This is a genomic window from Sandarakinorhabdus sp., assembly GCF_031430775.1.
GTDB lineage: Bacteria > Pseudomonadota > Alphaproteobacteria > Sphingomonadales > Sphingomonadaceae > Sandarakinorhabdus.
On the sequence record NZ_JANPCD010000039.1, the window covers coordinates 1 to 18324 of the forward strand.

16 protein-coding genes are annotated in these 18324 nt (G+C 66.0%); 2 read left to right on the plus strand and 14 right to left on the minus strand.

The features are described from left to right. The 5 genes from RMQ73_RS02220 to RMQ73_RS02240 all read right to left on the minus strand — a co-directional run. Positions 1 to 704 (minus strand): sulfate ABC transporter ATP-binding protein (locus RMQ73_RS02220; protein ID WP_310496353.1); only part of this gene is annotated, 704 nt, incomplete at its 3' end. Further along, positions 701 to 1555 (minus strand): sulfate ABC transporter permease subunit CysW, encoded by an 855-nt coding sequence (cysW, locus tag RMQ73_RS02225; protein WP_310496354.1) that lies wholly within the window; start codon positions 1553 to 1555, stop codon positions 701 to 703. The genes cysW and RMQ73_RS02220, both read right to left, overlap by 4 nt. Further along, a complete protein-coding gene (gene cysT / locus RMQ73_RS02230) occupies positions 1552 to 2388 on the minus strand; it encodes a sulfate ABC transporter permease subunit CysT (protein ID WP_310496355.1) in 837 nt (278 codons plus the stop codon). The genes cysW and cysT overlap by 4 nt, the downstream gene beginning before the upstream one ends. Beyond that, positions 2388 to 3419: a sulfate ABC transporter substrate-binding protein gene (locus tag RMQ73_RS02235; protein WP_310496356.1), complete on the minus strand. Its 1032-nt coding sequence runs from the start codon at positions 3417 to 3419 to the stop codon at positions 2388 to 2390. The genes cysT and RMQ73_RS02235 overlap by 1 nt, the downstream gene beginning before the upstream one ends. 164 nt (positions 3420 to 3583) lie before the next feature. Beyond that, entirely contained in the window at positions 3584 to 4009 is a 426-nt protein-coding gene (locus RMQ73_RS02240; protein WP_310496357.1) for an Rrf2 family transcriptional regulator, read from the minus strand. Between the two features lie 286 nt (positions 4010 to 4295). Between RMQ73_RS02240 and RMQ73_RS02245 the strand changes: the two genes are divergently transcribed. Continuing rightward, positions 4296 to 4616, plus strand: a complete 321-nt coding sequence (locus RMQ73_RS02245) for a UrcA family protein (protein WP_310496358.1) — start codon at positions 4296 to 4298, stop codon at positions 4614 to 4616. Positions 4617 to 4719: 103 nt separating this feature from the next. On the opposite strand, the gene gyrB is transcribed toward RMQ73_RS02245, so the two are convergent. From gyrB to RMQ73_RS02270, 5 genes are all read right to left on the minus strand, one after another. Next, on the minus strand, positions 4720 to 7125 hold the full coding sequence (gene gyrB / locus RMQ73_RS02250; RefSeq protein WP_310496359.1) for a DNA topoisomerase (ATP-hydrolyzing) subunit B: 2406 nt from the start codon (positions 7123 to 7125) through the stop codon (positions 4720 to 4722). Between the two features lie 146 nt (positions 7126 to 7271). Further along, on the minus strand, positions 7272 to 9482 hold the full coding sequence (locus RMQ73_RS02255; protein WP_310496360.1) for an EAL domain-containing protein: 2211 nt from the start codon (positions 9480 to 9482) through the stop codon (positions 7272 to 7274). Positions 9483 to 9554: 72 nt separating this feature from the next. After that, positions 9555 to 10700, minus strand: a complete 1146-nt coding sequence (recF, locus tag RMQ73_RS02260; protein WP_310496361.1) for a DNA replication/repair protein RecF — start codon at positions 10698 to 10700, stop codon at positions 9555 to 9557. Next, positions 10690 to 11358 carry an NUDIX hydrolase gene (locus tag RMQ73_RS02265; protein WP_310496362.1) on the minus strand — a complete coding sequence of 223 codons (669 nt, stop codon included), beginning with the start codon at positions 11356 to 11358 and terminating at the stop codon, positions 10690 to 10692. Before RMQ73_RS02265 ends, recF begins: the two co-directional genes overlap by 11 nt. Positions 11359 to 11376: 18 nt before the next feature. Next, complete coding sequence (locus RMQ73_RS02270) at positions 11377 to 12477, minus strand: NADH:flavin oxidoreductase (RefSeq protein WP_310496363.1); 1101 nt, start codon at positions 12475 to 12477, stop codon at positions 11377 to 11379. A 226-nt stretch (positions 12478 to 12703) separates the two neighbouring features. Here RMQ73_RS02270 and RMQ73_RS02275 point away from each other — a divergent pair, with 226 nt between their 5' ends. Beyond that, positions 12704 to 14062, plus strand: coding sequence for an MATE family efflux transporter (locus tag RMQ73_RS02275; protein WP_310496365.1), 1359 nt, complete (start codon positions 12704 to 12706; stop codon positions 14060 to 14062). Between the two features lie 48 nt (positions 14063 to 14110). On the opposite strand, the gene RMQ73_RS02280 is transcribed toward RMQ73_RS02275, so the two are convergent. From RMQ73_RS02280 to RMQ73_RS02295, 4 genes are all read right to left on the minus strand, one after another. Beyond that, positions 14111 to 15328, minus strand: coding sequence for an ABC transporter permease (locus RMQ73_RS02280; protein ID WP_310496366.1), 1218 nt, complete (start codon positions 15326 to 15328; stop codon positions 14111 to 14113). Then, positions 15325 to 16056, minus strand: coding sequence for an ABC transporter ATP-binding protein (locus RMQ73_RS02285; protein ID WP_310496367.1), 732 nt, complete (start codon positions 16054 to 16056; stop codon positions 15325 to 15327). Before RMQ73_RS02285 ends, RMQ73_RS02280 begins: the two co-directional genes overlap by 4 nt. Further along, complete coding sequence (locus tag RMQ73_RS02290; protein WP_310496368.1) at positions 16053 to 17261, minus strand: efflux RND transporter periplasmic adaptor subunit; 1209 nt, start codon at positions 17259 to 17261, stop codon at positions 16053 to 16055. The genes RMQ73_RS02285 and RMQ73_RS02290 overlap by 4 nt, the downstream gene beginning before the upstream one ends. A 3-nt stretch (positions 17262 to 17264) precedes the next feature. After that, a partial coding sequence (locus RMQ73_RS02295) for a TolC family protein (RefSeq protein ID WP_310496369.1) occupies positions 17265 to 18324 on the minus strand: 1060 nt, incomplete at its 5' end.

Genomic DNA, 18324 nt, shown 5'->3' on the forward strand with positions numbered 1-18324 from the left:
TCACAGACAAAGGCCGAGGCGGGATGGTCCCAGACTCCCTCGGGCGTGTCGATCTGCTCGACGCGGCCATGGTCCATCACGACGACCCTATCGGCCAGGTCGAGCGCTTCCTCCTGATCGTGGGTGACGAACAGGCTGGTCAGGCCCATGCGGGCGTGCACCTCGCGCAGCCAGCGGCGCAAATCCTTGCGGACCTTGGCATCCAGGGCGCCGAACGGTTCATCGAGCAACAGGATGCGTGGTTCGACGGCGAGTGCCCGGGCCAGCGCCACGCGCTGCCGCTGCCCGCCGGACAATTGCCCCGGATAGCGCGCACCGATGTGCGAGAGTTGCACCAGATCAAGCAGTTCCTTGACTCGCGCCGCAATGTCGCCGCGCGATGGCCGGCTGGAGCGCGGCCGTACAGACAGGCCGAAACCGATGTTTTCGGCCACGGTCATGTGACGGAACAGGGCGTATTGCTGAAAGACAAACCCCACCTGGCGGGCGCGCGGCGGCACACCGTCCATGTCGCGCCCGTCGATTGTAATGGTGCCTTTTTCGGGAAATTCGAGACCGGCAAGGATGCGCAGCAACGTCGTCTTGCCTGAGCCCGAGGGCCCAAGCAGCGCCATGAACTCGCCCGGCCGGGCCTCGATCGAGACATTGTCGAGCGCAGTGAAACTGCCGAATGTCTTTCTGACGCCGCGGGCTGTGATGGTCATGGCTGATGGCCTCCGGCTGCCAGTTCGGCGCCATAGCGCCATTCAAGCAGGGTCTTGATGGCCAGCGTTACCAGTGCCAGCCCGGCAAGGGTGGACGCGACGGCAAAGGCTGCCACAAAATTATACTCATTGTACAAGATCTCGATATGCAGCGGCAGTGTGTTGGTCAGACCGCGAATATGGCCCGAAACCACCGAAACGGCGCCGAATTCACCCATCGCCCGCGCCGTGGACAGCAGCACACCATACAAAAGCGCCCAGCGGATGTTTGGAAGGGTCACGCGCCAGAACGTCGCGAATCCGCCGGCGCCAAGGCTGAGCGCGGCTTCTTCCTCGTCGCGGCCCTGTTCCTCCATCAACGGGATCAGCTCCCGCGCGACGAACGGAAAGGTGGTGAACATCGTGGCCAGCACCAGGCCGGGCACGGCAAATATTACCTGAATGCCGTTTGCCGCCAGCCATGGCCCGGCCCAGCCCGACAGCCCGAACACCAATACATAAATAAGGCCGGCAACGACTGGCGACACCGAAAACGGCAGGTCGATCAGCGTCACCAGCAAGGACCGCCCGCGAAAATCGAACTTGGCGATGGCCCAGCTGGCGGCAAGGCCGAACACCATGTTGACCGGCACGGCGATGCCCGCGACCAGCAAGGTGAGGCGCAGCGCCGCCAGCGCATCAGGGTCGGCGATGGCAGCAGCATAGGCCTGCCAACCCTTGCGCAGCGCCTCGGCAAACACCACCGCCAGCGGCAGCGCAAGGTTGAGCAGCAGGAACGCCAGCGCGACCGCCGTTATGGCATAGCGCAGCCAGCGCGGCTCGGCGGTGGCTGGTTCCGGCGGCCGGCTCATGCCGCGCCCATCCGCCGGCGCTGAAAGGCCTGCACCAGATTGATGCCCAGCAGCAGAGCAAAACTGAGGGCGAGCATGGTGACCGCAATGGCCGCGGCACCGCCGACACTGTCCTGTTCCAGTTGCACGACAATCAGCAGCGGCGCGATTTCGGTGCGATAGGGCATGTTGCCGGCGATAAAGATCACCGAGCCATATTCGCCGATGCCGCGCGCCAGGCCCAGTGCAAATCCGGTGCCCAGTGCCGGCAATATCGCCGGCAGGATGACGCGCGCGAACGTCTGCCAGCGGCTGGCGCCCAGGCTGGCGGCGGCCTCCTCGACATCGGCGCCAAGGTCCGCCAGCACAGGCTCGACGGTGCGAACGGTGAACGGCAGGCCGACAAAGACGAGCGCCATGACGATGCCCAGCGGTGTGAAGGCAACATCGATGCCCAGCGGCGTCAGATAACGGCCAATCCAGCCGCTAGGTCCATAAAGCGCGGTCAGCGCGATACCGGCCACAGCCGTGGGCAGGGCAAATGGCAGGTCCACCAGCGCCGAAATGAGCTGGCGGCCAGGAAAGCGATACCGCACGAGCACCCAGGCCAGCGCCAGCCCGAACACCGTGTTGATGGCGGCGGCCAGCATCGCCGTGCCGAATGTCAGCCGATAGGCACGCATGGCCCGGTCGGACAGGGCGGCCGCCGCAAAGCCGTCAAAGCCCAGCCCGGCCGCCTTGAAGAACACCGCCGCCAGCGGGATCAGCACCACCGCCGACAACATGGTGATGGTGATGCCCAGCGTCAGCGTGAAGCCGGGAATGACGGAGCGGGAAGCGGCGCGACCGGGCATTATTCGGCCGGGGGCGCAGCGGCAAAGGCGCGGTCAAACTCGCCGCCATCGGCAAAGAAGATACGCTGCGCCTTGGCCCAGCCGCCGAAATTGCGGTCGATATCGAACAGTTCGAGGCTAGGGAAACGCGCCGCATACCTTGCGAGCACCTTGGGATCGCGCGGGCGATAGCCATTGGCGGCGATGATGTCCTGTGCCGCCGGCGTGAACAGAAACGCCAGATAGGCGCGTGCCACGCCGCGGGTGCCGCGTTCATCGACAACCGCATCAACCATGGCAACGGGTGGTTCGGCCTTGATCGAAACCGACGGCACGACAATCTCGAACCGTTCGGCACCGAGTTCCTTGATGGCAAGCAGCGCCTCGTTCTCCCAGGTTACCAGCACATCGCCGATCCCGCGTTCGGCAAAGCTGGTTGTGGCACCGCGCGCGCCCGAATCGAGCAGCGGCAGATGCGCTACCAGCCGGCGCAGGAACAGGCGGCCACCCGCGGGCGTGCCGGTCTGACGCTGGCCATATCCCCAGGCGGCCAGAAACGCCCAGCGTGCGCCGCCGCTGGTGCGCGGATTGGCACTGATGACCTTGGTGCCGGGCCGCACCAGATCGTCCCAGTCGTGGATGCCGCGCGGATTGCCCTTGCGGACCAGAAACACGATGGGCGACCAATAGGGCACCGATTTCCCCGGCAGGCGACTGGCCCAGTCGGGCGCAATCAGCCCGGCGCGGGCAACCAGATCAATGTCTTGTGCCAGGGCCAGCGTGACGACATCGGCGCGCAATCCGTCGCTGACGGATCGCGCCTGCTTGCCGGACCCGCCGTGCGACTGGTTGATGGTGACGCGCTGCCCGGTGCGGGCCTGCCACTCGCGGGCAAAAGCGGTGTTGATATCCCGGAACAGCTCGCGCGTCGGGTCATAGCTGGCATTGAGCAGCACGACAGGTGCCGGCGCAGCATGTCTCTGCGCAGCATGCGCCGGCGAAGCGCCGGACAAGGCCAACGCAGCGACGATGATGACAGACAATCGGCGCATCCATGCCCTTTTCAGCGACTGCCGGCAGGTTATTCCCATCGCCGGACTGGGCAAAGCGGCAATTCTACTCGTCGGCCAAGCCGGGCTTGTCAGGCCGAGTTTGTCACGATGGGGTCGGCCATGTTGCTGCCGGTGGCAAGCCCCGGCATAGCCGGTCCGGAGATTCAGGCGGCGACCCGGTCAATGGACAAGTCAGCCAGCGTCGTATGATCGAGGATCGCCGCCGTTTGTTCGCGCACGGTCAGCATGACCTTGCGGATGACGCAGGTGGTTTCCTCGAAGCAATCGGCGCAGCGCTGATAGGCCGACACCGATACGCATGGCACCAGCGCCAGCGGGCCTTCGATCAAGCGGATGATCTCGCCAAAGCTGATCTGTCCCGCCGGCCGCGCCAATCGGTAGCCGCCCATCTTGCCGCGAAAACTGTCGACCAGTCCGCCGTGCTTGAGATCGAGCAGGATGATTTCGAGGAACTTGCGCGGCAGTTTCTGGTCCGCAGCGATGGCCGAGATCGGCACCGGCGCGATGCCGCCCGAACGAGCGATGAAGATGAGCGCACGAAGCGCGTAGCGAGAACGCTGGGTCAACATGATGCTCGTAATCCTATGCACGCGCGGGGGATTCTGGACAAGGGGGTGCGCCAGACTCTGACCAGAAGCCCCCAGAACTCGGATTGGGAAATTTTACCTATTATTCGGATTAATCGCCCATGAATGGGAGATTCAATCATGCCCGTATTGTAACGGCAATACGGCTATACGGCCAACACACTGATAACGCTGACAGCAAGAGTTGTGGTGGCACTTGGCACGGTCATTGCAATGCTGTCAGCGTAACCCCGGATGGTCCGGAGTTCGCCCCCAAGGAGATCCCCCCATGTTCGCCCTTTCCACTTCGATCCTGAACCGCAACGTCATCGGCACTGTTGGCACCGTGTTCTTCGCCGGCTTGTGCCTCGCCGCCGCAGCCGCCCCTGCTGCTGCCAGCGAAACGCACCGCACTGCCGTTGTCAGCTATTCCGACCTCGACCTCGCCAGCCAGGCCGGCCAGAAAACTCTGGAACGCCGCGTTCGCACCGCTGCCAAGGAAGTTTGCGAAACCGGCTCCCAGGATGCCTGGTCACGCGCCGCCAAGGCCGATTGCTTCCGCACCACGGTCGAAAAGTCCCTGAACGGCGTCAACGCCAAGATGAGTTGAAACGCACGGCGGGCAAGGGGCAGGGGGATCTCCCCTGCCCGCCAGCCGGCCGGACCTCACTGAACCGTGCCAGACAAAAGCGGCACCGCAATGTTCAGGACAATCAGACGTCCAGATTGGCGACGTTCAGCGCATTGTCCTGGATAAAGGCGCGGCGCGGTTCGACGACATCGCCCATCAGCTTGGTAAAGATGTCATCGGCCAGATCGGCCTCGTCGGCATCGACGCGCAGCAACGTGCGGGCGGCCGGATCAAGCGTGGTTTCCCACAATTGCTCGGCGTTCATTTCGCCAAGCCCCTTGTAACGCTGGATCGAAAGGCCCTTGCGGCCGGCATCCAGAACAGCCGACAGCAGGTCGGACGGCCGGGTGATCGGCACATTGCCAAGCATCGCAGTGCCAAGGAAACTGGCGGCCTCCTGCATGGCCAGCGCGTGCAGGCGCGGCGCCTCGGGCGAAGCCAGAAAGGCGCCGTCGATGACATGATGGTCGGCAACACCGCGCCAGTCACGGCGCAGCACATAACCGCCCTCCGCCCCCAACGAAGCGGTCCAGCGCCCGCCATCCGGCTCGGCACGGGTCAGCCAGGCGGCGGTCTTTGCAGCGGCATCGGCATCGGCGCCGCCAAGGCCGCCATTGATGGCCAGCGCCTCGATGACATCGGAAGGATAGCGGCGCGGCACATAATTCATCAGCGCCCGCAGGCGCCGGGCGTGATCGACCAGCGCCTTGAGATCGGCGCCGCTGCGCGGCCCGGCATTCGTCTCCAGCGACAGGCCGGTGCCGGAATCAATCAGGTAATCCTCAAGCGCGGCATTGTCCTTGAGATAGACTTCGGACCGGCCGCGCGCGACCTTGTAAAGCGGCGGCTGGGCGATGAACAAATGCCCACCCCGAATCAGTTCCGGCATCTGCCGGTAGAAGAACGTCAACAGCAGCGTTCGGATATGCGCGCCATCGACATCGGCATCGGTCATGATGACGATCTTGTGGTAGCGCAGCTTTTCCAGCTTGAATTCGTCGCGGCCGATGCCGGTGCCAAGCGCCTGGATCATCGTGCCGATTTCGCGGCTGGACAGCATCCGGTCGAAACGCGCGCGCTCGACATTCAAAATCTTGCCGCGCAGGGGCAAAATGGCCTGAAACTGTCGGTTGCGGCCCTGTTTGGCGCTGCCGCCGGCGGAATCGCCTTCGACCAGGAACAGCTCCGACTTGACGGGATCACGTTCCTGGCAATCGGCAAGCTTGCCGGGCAGCGACGCGATGTCGAGCGCGCCCTTGCGCCGCGTCAGGTCGCGAGCCTTGCGCGCGGCCTCACGCGCGGCAGCGGCATCGACGATCTTGGCGATGATGGTGCGGGCATGGGCGGGGTTTTCATCGAGCCAGATGGCGAGCCGGTCGGCAATCAGCGCTTCAAGCGGCTGGCGCACTTCGGAGGAGACCAGCTTGTCCTTGGTTTGGCTGCTGAACTTGGGGTCGGGCAGTTTCACCGACACGATGGCCGTCAGGCCCTCGCGCATGTCATCGCCGGTCAGGCTGACCTTTTCCTTTTTCAGCAGCCCCGAGCTTTCGCCATAATTGTTGAGCGTGCGCGTCAGCGCGGCGCGGAAGGCGGCGAGATGCGTGCCGCCATCGCGCTGCGGGATATTGTTGGTGAAGCACAGCACCTGTTCGTAATAGCTGTCGTTCCATTCCAGCGCGACTTCGATGCCGATGTCATTGGCGCTGCCATGGATGGCAACCGGCGACGGGATCAGCGCCGTCTTGGACTTGTCGAGATACTGGACGAACGCTGCGATACCGCCTTCGTAATACAGCTCGACGGTCGCGCCCTCGGCGTGGCGGCCATCGGTCAGGCGCAGGCGCACACCGGAATTGAGGAACGCCAATTCGCGAAAGCGGTGTTCGAGCTTGGCAAAATCGAACTCGATGATCTTGAAGGTGACCGGCGACGGCAGAAAGGTGACGCGGGTGCCGCGCTTGCCATCCGACGGGCCAACGACCTTCAACGGCGCTTCGGCGACGCCGTGGCGGAACCGCATCCAATGTTCATGGCCGTCGCGCCAGATCGTCAATTCCAGCCATTCCGACAGTGCGTTGACCACCGAGACGCCGACACCGTGCAGACCGCCCGACACCTTGTAGGCGTTGGCGTCGCTGTTTTCGAATTTTCCGCCGGCGTGCAGCTGGGTCATGATGACCTCGGCCGCAGACACGCCTTCCTCGGTGTGGATGCCGGTGGGGATACCGCGGCCATTGTCGGTGACGCTGACGGAGCCGTCGGGGTTGAGCGAAATCAGGATGAGGTCGCAATAGCCCGCGAGCGATTCGTCGATGGCATTGTCGCTGACTTCAAAGACCATGTGATGCAGGCCCGAGCCATCATCGGTATCGCCGATATACATGCCGGGGCGTTTGCGCACCGCGTCCAGCCCGCGCAGCACCTTGATGCTGTCGGCGTCATAGTCGTTGTGGGCGTCTTCGGGCGGCAGTTCGGGGGTTTCGGTCAAGATAGGGGTTCCTGGCGGCTGGGCCGGTTCACGCGGCGGCGCTTGGCATTCCTTATAGAAGCTCCCGCGCGCCCGCGCGACACAATTTCGACAGCTAGAGCATCACGCCGAAACTCGGCACCAGCCCGCATGTCATGCGCGATGCTCTAGCGGCTGCCGCTGCGCAGGATGCCAAAGCTGCGATTGCGGGCCACGCGCGGCTTGGCGGCGAGCCAGCGCAAAGCGTCGTCCGCAAGCATCGGCCGGGCGAACAGATAGCCCTGGATGCCGGAACAGCCATGGTTCACGAGGAACTGCCGTTGCTGCTCGGTTTCCACCCCTTCGGCGATGACTTCCAGCCCAAGCCCCTTGCCCAGGCCGATGAGCGTGCGCGCAATCAGGCCCTTGTCCCCGCACTCGCCGATCGCCTTGGTGAAGCTCTGGTCGATCTTGATCCGGTCCACCGGAAAACTGGTCAGGTGCGAAAGCGACGCATAGCCGGTACCGAAATCGTCCATGGCCAGGCTGACGCCAAGCGCGCGAAGCGCCTCCAGCGTCTGGCCGATGCGAGCAATCGACCGGTCGAGCAGGACGGTCTCGGTCACTTCGACTTCCAGCCGCCCCGCCGGCAGGCCGTGGCGCGCCAACAGGCGTTTCACTGTTTCCAGAAAATCGTCGGACAACAGCTGCGCGGTCGAGACATTGACCGCAAGATGCCCCGGCTCAAGACCAGTAGCGAGCATCGCGGCAAAGCCGGCCATGGCGCTGTCCATCACCTGCAAGCCAAGCGGCTGGGCCAGCCCGGTTTCCTCGGCGATGGCGACAAATTCGGCGGGCGAAACCCATACCCCGTCCTGCTGCCAGCGGGCCAGCGCCTCGAACCCCATGACACCGCCGTCCGACACGCGTTGTTGCGGCTGCAATGCCGCCACCAACCGGCGTTCGGATATGGCCCGGCGCAACTGGTCGGCGAGCCGGGTACGCCTGACGACGCGTGCGGCAAGGCTGGCATCGAACACGGTCGCACGCGCCCGGCCCTGGCGCTTGGCCTCGTAAAGCGCGGCATCGGCGTTGGCGAGAAGAGTCTTGGCATTGGCGCCGGGGGCAGGGAAGGCCGTGACCCCGATCGACACCGAAGGCCCATAACGGTTGGCGCCCAGCCGCATCGGCCGACGCAGAGTCGTCATCAGCCGAGACAGAAAACCCTGGATCTCGGCGGGCTGTTTCGGGCCATGGACAATCAGCGCGAATTCATCGCCGGCCAGGCGGGCCGCCGTGTCGCCGTCGCGCAGGCAACGCTGCAAGCGGCGGCCTGTCAGGCGCAGCAGCAGGTCGCCGGCGGCATGGCCAAGGCCATCGTTGACCGCCTTGAAAAAATCGACATCCAACAGCACGACCAGGCCCGATCGCCCGCCGGTCGCCAGCCCCTCAAGCCCTGCAAGCAGCATCTCGCGGTTGGCCAGCCCAGTCAGCGAATCTTCCTCAGCGCGGCGGCGCAGCTCACGCTCGGCGCGCATCAGCGGCGTGATATCGGTGCGGATCGACACGATGTTGCCCGATGTGGACATGGCGGTCGACGCCTGCATCCATTTGTCGTTCTTGAGGTGGAAAATGCGGGCATATCCGTTGGAACGATGCCGGCGAAGATAGTCGGAAACCCAGGCGCGGCGCACCTCGGGCGGGTCGCTGGCGCTCACTTCGGGAACATAGTGATCGGCCATGACCTTGCGGGTGATGATATCGGCCAGACGCTCGCCCTTGATCATCAGCGTCTCGTTGCCGGGCAGCAGGCCACGATAGCTGTCATTGACCAGGATCAGCCGTTCGTCGTGATCATAGACCGACAAGGCCGCCGGGATGCCAGCGATGACATCGCGCAACAGCGTTTCCGTGCGCGCCCGCAGCGCCAGTTCATGCGCGGCGCGCGCGGCGGATTCGTGCCGGGCGGTCACATCCTCGAACGTGCCCATGACCATGACAGGGGCGCAGGCCCGGGCATCGACACGGCGACCGCGCGCGCGCACCCGCCGGCTCTGACCATCGGCCCGCACGATCGGCAGTTCCAGATCCCAGGGCGCGCCGTCGAGAATGGCGGCTTCGAGCGCGGCGCTGATTTCGGCGCGGGCTTCGGGCGCATAAAAGCTGATGGCGGCATCGCGGCTGGGGGTGAAATCGGCGGCAACGCCGTGGATGCGCCGTGTCTCGGCGCTCCACCACAAGCGGCCGCCGGCTTCGTACATCCAGGCGCCAATGCCGGCGACAGCCAGAAACGGCTCGCAGGCTGCCAGCGAGCGCAGTGACAGATGGTTGCCGCCTCCCGTGCCGCCGCCCATTGGGAGGGCGGGCGTGTTCCGGTTTGGCCAGCTGATGTCGGCCATCGCGATTATCCCGTCCGAGAACGGGAACGGCCCCGCCAGTGTTCGATTACGGCAGCGCCGGCAAGGATTTTACTATTGGCCGGCACTCTCCACGGCGCCGGCAATGACCGTCAGCCAGGTGGCAGCCGGCGCGCCCGCAAACAACGCGCGGTCGGTACCCGTCAGCCAGACCTGCGCACCGATATCCCCAAGCCGGCCAAACAGCAGCGCCCGCCGCCCGGCGTCGAGATGCGCCGCTACTTCATCGAGCAGCAGCAGGGGCGCGCGGCCCGTGCGCCGGGTGACGATTTCGGCATGGGCAAGGATGATAGCGATGAGCAGCGCCTTTTGCTCGCCGGTCGAGCCCAGCGCGGCGGCCATGCCCTTGGCAGCATGGTGAACGGCCAGATCGGCGCGGTGCGGGCCGATAAGCGCGCGGCCGGCAGCGGCGTCGGCGCTGCGGTTGGCCGCAAGCCGGCCGGCCAGGTCGGCGCCATTGTCGGCGCCATGGCTTTGGGCGGCATCGCCCGCCAGCGCCAATCTGGGCCGAGCAAAAGAACTGTCGGGGGTGCTGGCAAGATGCGCCGACAACGCTGCAACGGTGTCCGCCCGGGCCGCCGCCATGGCGGCACCATGCTCGGCCATCTGCTGCTCAAGGGCCGACAGCCAAGCCGGGTCGGCGGGCACATCATCGGTCAGCAACCGGGTGCGCGCCCGCATCGCGGCGTCATAGCGGGTAACAGCGCGGCCATGGCCGGGGTGCAGCGCCAGCACCAACCGGTCGAGAAATCGCCGCCGCGCCGCTGGCGGTTCGGCAAATAGCCGGTCCATGGCGGGCGTCAGCCAGACCAGCGCCAGCCATTCGCCCAGGCCATTGGCGGACGCTGCTGCACCATTGATCCGTACCAGCCGGCGGTCGGGCGCACTGGCGGCGGTGCCGGTGCCAAGTTCGACATTGCCGCCGGGGGCCGCGAATGTCGCCGCAACAGTCCAGCCGCCGCTGCCGCCGTGCCGCGCCGCATCGGACAGGGCGGCACCGCGCAAGCCGCGTCCGGGACCGAGGAGCGAGATCGCATCAAGGATGTTGGTCTTGCCTGCGCCATTCTCGCCGGTGATCACGACCAGTCCCGGCGCCGCCACGATCTCGGCGGCCGCATAAGAGCGAAAATCGGTCAGTGTCAGCCGGGTGATTGCCGCAGTTTCACGCTGGCCGTCGCCAGCGGGCGCGTCAGACGGCAAGCAGCCGGTGCTGGCCATTGTCGAACCGATGATAAGGAATGGGCCTGCCGGGATCGTCCATGCGCAGGCGGGTTTCGGCCAATATGGCGCGGGTGATCCCGGGCAGGTCCAACTGTGCTGCTGCTTCCCAGTCGAACCACGCAATTTCGGTCAACTCGCCGCAGCCGGGGCCAGGGTCGAGGCTGACGAGGTGCTGCGCATCCACGGCAAAGAACCGCGCATCAAAACGGCGCGGCCGTACCGGCGGCGTTATGGCCCGCGCCACGAATTGCAGGGGTGCCAGATCCGGCAGCAAGCCGCGGCCCAGAAAGTCCCGCCACTCCGGGCTGCGCGTGCGGGCCTGGCCGGGGCGCGCCAGCATCAAGCCGGTTTCCTCGAACAATTCTCGCACCGCTGCGGCGGCCAGCGCCCGGGCACGCGGCGGCGGCGCTGTCCGGCCCAGCGCTTCGGCAGTGGCCGGCGACAGGTCGCTTGCCAGCGGCACCCTGAAATCGGCGGTGTGGATGCGCCCGCCGGGAAACACCCACAGATCGGGCATGAAGGCATGGCCGCCCGCCCGGCGCCCCATCAGCACGCGCGGGCGCGGTCCGTCGCGGCGGATGACCAGCACGGTGGCGGCATCCTTGGGCCGCAACGCAGGGGAGGGCGGTTTTGTCATGCCGTCACCCTAGGGTCGTCAGACCAATGTGGCCAGCGCCTCGGCGGAATAGTCGCGCAGGTCGCCGGTGCGGCCATCGCGGATCTTGTGCGCCCAATCCGGATCAACGATCAGCGCGCGGCCGACGGCGACGAGATCGAATTCGTCGCGCGCCAGGCGTTCGAGCAGGTTTTCGATGCTGGCGGGCTTCGATGCTTCGCCGCGCATCCCCGCGACAAACTCTCCGGACAGGCCGACACTGCCGACGGTGATCGTCGGCTTGCCGGTGAGTTTTTTGGCCCAGCCGGCAAAGTTCAGGCCCGCTTCGCCGTCGATTTCGGGAAATTCCGGCTCCCAGAAGCGGCGCTGCGAGCAATGGAACACATCGGCGCCGGCATCGGCCAGCGGCGCCAGCCACGCCAGCATTTCGTCAGGCGTGACCGCGATGCGATAGGCGAAATCCTGCTGCTTCCACTGCGACAAGCGGATGATGACCGGGAAGTCCGGGCCGACAGCCGCGCGCACCGCCTTGAGAATCTCGGCAGCAAACCGCCCGCGTGCCGCAATGTCGCCGCCGTTCCAGCCATCATTGCGGGCATTGGTGCCGGGCCAGAAGAACGCGTCGATCAGATAGCCATGGGCGCCGTGCAATTCGACAGCGTCAAAGCCCAGCCGCTTGGCATCGGCAGCGGCGCGGGCAAAACTGGCGATCGCGTCGGCCACATCGCTGTCCGTCATGGCATCGCCGTTGGTCTTGCCGGGCATATAGACGCCCGACGGGCTTTCGGCTGTCACGGCCTTGGGGTTGCGGCGGTTGGGCATGGCGCCGACATGCCAGAGCTGCGGCGCGATCAGGCCGCCTTCGCGGTGGACAGCCGGCGGCACCTTGGCCCAGCCATCCAGGCCGCGCCCATGAAATTCCGGCACATCGGGATCATTGGCGGCGGCGGCGCGGTCGATGGCGGTGCCTTCGGTGACGATCAGGCCGACGCCGCCGGCGGCGCGTTTGCGGTAATATTCGGCGACATTGTCACCGGGGATGCCGCCGGGCGAGAAACTGCGCGTCATCGGCGCCATGACAATGCGGTTGGGCAGGCGAAGACCATTGATGGTGAATGGCCGGAACAATGTGTGGATCATCAACGAACCCCTGAATGTGTGAGGCGTGGGTAACGGCCGCAGCATTGCTGCGCAAGCTGCACCACGCGCAGTTCCGCTATGCTGCCCGCAAGCTTTTCTGCACAACGCCGCAGGATGATGGACCGTTGCCGCGAGTGCTGGGCCGGCTGTGAGTGGCACACCGAGTTGATGAAGGGGCGTTGGCCGGGTAAAGCGCCGTTCCAGTTCTTTTTTCAGGCCTAGTTTCATGTCCTCGGGCGCAGCGCCCCTTTTCGACGCGCCGGTGCAGACCGGCCTTGTCCCGCTGGTGCGGCTGGCGGCGCCCGTCGTGGCGTCGCGCCTGGGCATCATGGCCATGGGACTGGTCGACACCGTTGTTGTCGGCCAATATTCCGCCACCCAGCTGGGCTATCACGCGCTGGGCTGGGCGCCGACGGGTGTCGTGCTGATGACGTCGGTGGGCCTGTTGTCGGGTCTGCAAGTGATGACATCACAGGCCATCGGCGACGGGCGCGCTGCCGACACCGGCGCCATCCTGCGGCGCGGGCTGGCCTATGCGACCTGGATCGGCATAGTGGCTGCGCTGCTGCTCGGGCTGGGCGGCGGGCCGTTCATGCATGTCATCGGACTGGAAACGTCGCTGGCTGACGGCGCCACGCCGGTGCTCCAGTTGTTCGCGATTTCGCTGCTGCCGATTCTGGTGGCCGATGCCGGCATTTTCTGGCTGGAGGCGCATGGCCGCGCCGTGCCCGGCATGATCGCGATGTGGGCGGCAAATATCGTCAATCTGGTCGTCAACCTGTGGCTGGTACCGGGCGGCAACATGTTCGGCGTGTCCGGTGCCGCCGCCAGCGCCTGGGCCACCCTGGCCTCGCGGGTCGCGTTGTTGGTGACAGTTGCCGTGATCATCCTTGTGTGGCGCGAATCGCGCCGGCTGGGCGTCATGGCGCCGGCGCCGCATGATCCGGTAGCCGCGCGTGACATGCGCCGCGTCGGCTATGGCGCGGCGACCAGCTATTTCATCGAAAGCCTGGCGTTCTCGGCCATGACGATCTTTGCCGGCTGGGTTGGTGCGCTGGCGGTGGCCGCATGGGCCATCGTGCTGAATGTCGCGGCGTTGATCTTCATGGTGCCACTGGGGCTGGCGGTTGCCACCAGCGTCATGGTCGGCCGCGCCTATGGCGCCGGTGACAAGCCGGCTCTGCTGTCATCGGCGCGCCTGGGTTTTGGCGTGACGTCGGCGGTGCTGCTGCTTGTGTCGGCGGGCATCGCATTGGCGCCGGAACCACTGGCGCGAGCCTATACCGGTGATCCGGCGGTAGTGACGATGACGGCGGCGGCGCTGCTGCTGTCCAGCCTGTTCTTTGTCGCCGACGGCCTGCAAGTGGTGGCGGCCCAGTGCCTGCGCGCCCGGTCGGACATTGTCGCGCCGACGCTGACGCATGTCGTCAGCTATGTCGCGGTGATGATGCCGCTGGGCTGGTGGCTGGGCGTGCACCGGGGCATGGGCGTGGATGGTCTGGTGTGGTCGATCATCGTTGCCAGCCTGGTATCGGCGGTGCTGCTGTGGGGACGTTTTGTCTGGCTGTCGCGCCGCGAGATCTAGGCGCGATTGCGTTTTTGCAGAGCCGGCACCGGCCCGCTGCAATCGACGCTAAGATCGCAGCGCTTCGATCGGGCTGAGCTTTGCCGCGCGCGTGGCCGGCCACCAGCCGAAGAAGATGCCGATGCTGGCCGACACGGCAAAGGCGATGGTGACGGCAAACACCGTGACATCGGTGTCGAACCCGATGACGCCCGACAGCGCAAACGCGATGCCGGCGCCCAGCGCCACACCGATGCCGCAGCCGATCAACGACAGCATCAACGCTTCGAGCAGGAATTGCAGGCGCACCGCCGCGCGTGATGCGCCGATGGCCATGCGGATGCCGATCTCGCGGGTGCGTTCGGTGACCGATACCAGCATGATATTCATGATGCCGATGCCGCCCACCACAAGGCTGATCGATCCGATGGCCGCGAGCAGCAGCGAGATGGCGCGCGTGGTGGTGGACAATGTGTCGGTGATCGCCGTCAGGTTGGCCACCTGGAAATCATCGACCTCGCCGGAACGCAGGCGGTGGGTGCGGCGCAGCAATGTGGTGATGTCGTCCTGCACGCCGTCCAGCGCCTCGGCAGACGCCACCGACACCGACACAGTGCGGATCGACCGGCGGAAGAAATTGCCGCCCAGCAGCCGCAGCGCACTGGTCAGCGGCACGACAATGACATCATCGCGGTCCTGCCCACCAAAACCCTGGCCGCGTTTTTCAAGCAGGCCGATGACCGTGAAACTGATGCCGCGCACCCGCACCATCTGGCCGATGGGGTCGTTGGCGCCGAACAATTTGTCGGCGACGCTCTGGCCCAAAACGGCGACGCGGGCGCCGGCGCGCTCCTCGCGGTCGGTGAAGATGCGACCATCGCCGGCCTGCCATTCGTTGACGAGGAAATAGGCCGGCGTCGATCCGGTGACATTGGTGGCCCAGTTCGCCGGCCCGGCCACGGCCTGCGCCGGAAGGGATGTGGACGGCGCGGCTGCCTTGACATCGGGCAGCCCGGCAATGGCGTCGGCATCCTCGATGCGCAGCGATGCGCCCGAGCCTGCCCCGCCGAAAATGCCGCCCTGCCGCCCCGCACCGGCGGTGACGATGAGCAGGTTCGACCCCAGCCCGGAGATGGATTTCTGCACCTCTTTCTGAACGCCGCCGCCGATGGCCAGCATCAGGATGACGGCCGCCACGCCGATGATCATGCCCAGCATCGTCAGCATCGAACGCAGCCGGTTGGCGATCAGCGCGCCCCAAGCTTCGGCGAGCATCGTGGCGATCATGATGCAGCCGCCGCAAGGTCATGGCCATACAGCGCCGCTTCGGTCGGCGGGCCGTCATAGAACACCCGGCCATCCTGGATGCGCACGACGCGGTTGGTGGCGCGCGCCACTTCGGGGTCATGGGTGACGATCACCACGGTGACACCCTGCCCCTCGTTGAGGTCCCGGAACAACGCCAGCACTTCGACGCCGGTCTTGCTGTCGAGCGCGCCCGTTGGCTCGTCCGCCAGCAGCAATTTCGGGGTGTTGGCAAGGCTGCGCGCCACGGCGACGCGCTGCTGCTGGCCACCAGACAATTGCGACGGGCGCGAACGCGGCTTGTCACCGATACCGACACTGGCCAGCAACCTCTGGGCGCGGCTGTCCCGCTCCCCCTTCGCCACGCCCGAATACACCATCGGCAGCGCGACATTGGCCAGCGCCGTCAGGCGCGGCAGCAGGTTGAACTGCTGGAAGATAAAGCCGATGCCCTTGTTGCGCAGCCGCGCCAGCGCGGTTTCGGACAGGCTGGCGGTATCGACGCCCTCGAAGCGATAGACGCCGCCGGTGGGTGTATCGAGGCAGCCGATGATGTTCATCAACGTCGATTTGCCCGATCCCGATGGCCCCATGATGGCCATGAACTCGCCCTTGTTCACCGACAGGCTGACACCGTGCAGCGCCCGGAATACGCCGGCTTCCGAGGCATAATCCTTCACCACATCGTCAAGAGCCAGCAGTGCGGTCACGAGCCCGACTTGCCCTCGCCTTTGTTACTGCGACCGCCCGGTCTGCCAGTCGTGCCCGGCGGCGGGCCGAACAGGCCGCCCTTTTTCTCGGTCTTGTTGCTGCCGGTGATGATCTGTTCGCCGGGCGTCAATTCGCCGGAGACGACCACCGAATTGTCGGCATCGGCGGCACCCAGCTTGATGCGGCGCGGCTTGGCCTGATCGCCCTCCAGCACGAACACCGTCACCATGTCTTGCACGCGCTTGGCGTCGCTGTTGCCGCCGCGATTGCCGGTACGCTGCGGCTTCCAGTCGTCGGGCTTGAAGCTGAGCGCGGCATTGGGCACCAACAGCGCTCCCTTCAGGTCCGACACGAGGAAACTGGCGTTGGCGGTCATGCCCGGCAGCAAGGTGCCATCGGGGTTCGCCGCCGTGACGATGACCGTATAGGTCACGACATTCTGCTGGGTAGTGGGATTCAGCCGGATCTGGTCGACGGTGCCGGCAAAGCTGCGCAAGCCATAGGCATCGACCGTGAATTCCACCCGCTGGCCGCGCTGCACCTTGGCAATATCGGCTTCGGCGACCGATGCTTCGATTTGCATCTGCGTCAGGTCGCGGGCGATCTGAAACAGTGTCGGCGTGTTGAACGCGGCGGCAACCGTCTGGCCAATGTCGATCTGCCGGCTGATGACGACGCCGGAGACGGGCGAGCGGATCACCGAAAATTCCAGATTGGCGCGGTCCTGCCGCACGCGCGCCTCGGCTTGCGCGACTTGCGCGGCGGTGGTGCGCGCGGCCGCCAGCGTCGTTTCATAGTCCTGCCGGCTGATGTAATCCTTGGCGACCAGTTCGCCGGCGCGGCGGGCGTTGGCGGCCTGCAGCGCGGCATTGGCACGCGCATTGGCAAGCGCCGCATCCGACTGGGCCAGCGCCGAATTGAACAGCGCCGGGTCGAGCCGCAGCAGCAATTGCCCGGCGGCCACCTTGTCGTTGAAATCGGCGTACAGCGCCTGCACCGTGCCCGACACCTGCGTACCGACATTGACGACGCGCACCGGGTTCAGCACACCATTGGCGCTGATTTCCTCGCGCAGGTCGCCGCGCACGACGCTCTGCGTCTTGTAAGGCGGCAGTTCCGGCGGGCGATTGGCGCGCTGCCAACCGAAATACGCCAGCACCGCCAGCACGATGACCCCGATGATGATCCAGCCGCGCTTGCTCATGCGTTATCTTTCCCCGCCCGCGTCGCCGACGCGTTCACCAATCGCATCTCCGACGCTGCCGACCGCGCGGGCCAACTGCGCATCGGCCGTGCGGACATTGAACTCAGCCTGCACCCGGCTTTGCAGAGCCTGGGCCAGCGCGCTCTGGGCGTTCAACAGATCGGCGAAGGTGCCGGTGCCGGCCTTGTAGCGGCCTTGTGTCAGACTGGCGCTTTCGGTGGCGCTGGCGACCAGCGCACCGGCAGTTTTCAGCCCGGCCAGCGCCGCCTCAAGCGCCACATAGGCCGAATAGACCGACAGGCCGGCCTGTTGCCGCGTCTGTTCGGCATTGGCGCGTTGCTGCTCGGCCTGGGCAGCCGCAGCCGCGATGTTATAGCGGGTGTTCCAGCCGGAAAAAACCGGCACGGACAGGGTCAGGCCGACCGTGGCAAGGTTGCGGTCGACGCTGGTGTCCACGGCAGTCAATGCGTTGCTGGCTGCCACCGACAGGCTGGGGCGGCCGGCGCTGCGGGCGCTGCGGATATTGGCGTCTGCGCTGGCAATGCGCGCCTTGGCGGCAAGAATATCGGGCCGGGCGCGTTCGGCATCGGCAATCAGCGCATCGGCACCTTTCAGCAGCCGGGCGCCGTCGGCCAGCGCCGGCGCCGGCGCCAGATCAAGGCGAGTGGTCGGCGGCAGGCCCACTGCCACGGCCAGCTGCGCCAGCGATGTCGCGACATTGGCGCGGGTCTGGATCAGCGTCAGCTCGGCCTGGGCCAGCGCGGTTTCGGCTTGCAGCCGGTCGGCGCTGGTGGCGACACCGGCACGGGCACGCGCGGCGGCCAGATCGCGCGATTCTGCGGCGAATTTCACCTGTGCAACATTGGCGTCCTCGATGGCGCGGTTGCCGGCCAGCGCATTATAGGTGGTCACCAGGTTCAGGATCAGCGCTTGCGCCGTATCGGCATAGTTGCCCAATGCAGCGCGCGCCGTCGCATCGGCTGCGTCGATGCCTGCCCGCCGGGCGCCGCCATCGAATATGAGATAATTGACCGCCAACCGCGCCGTGGTCGTGGCGTTGCTG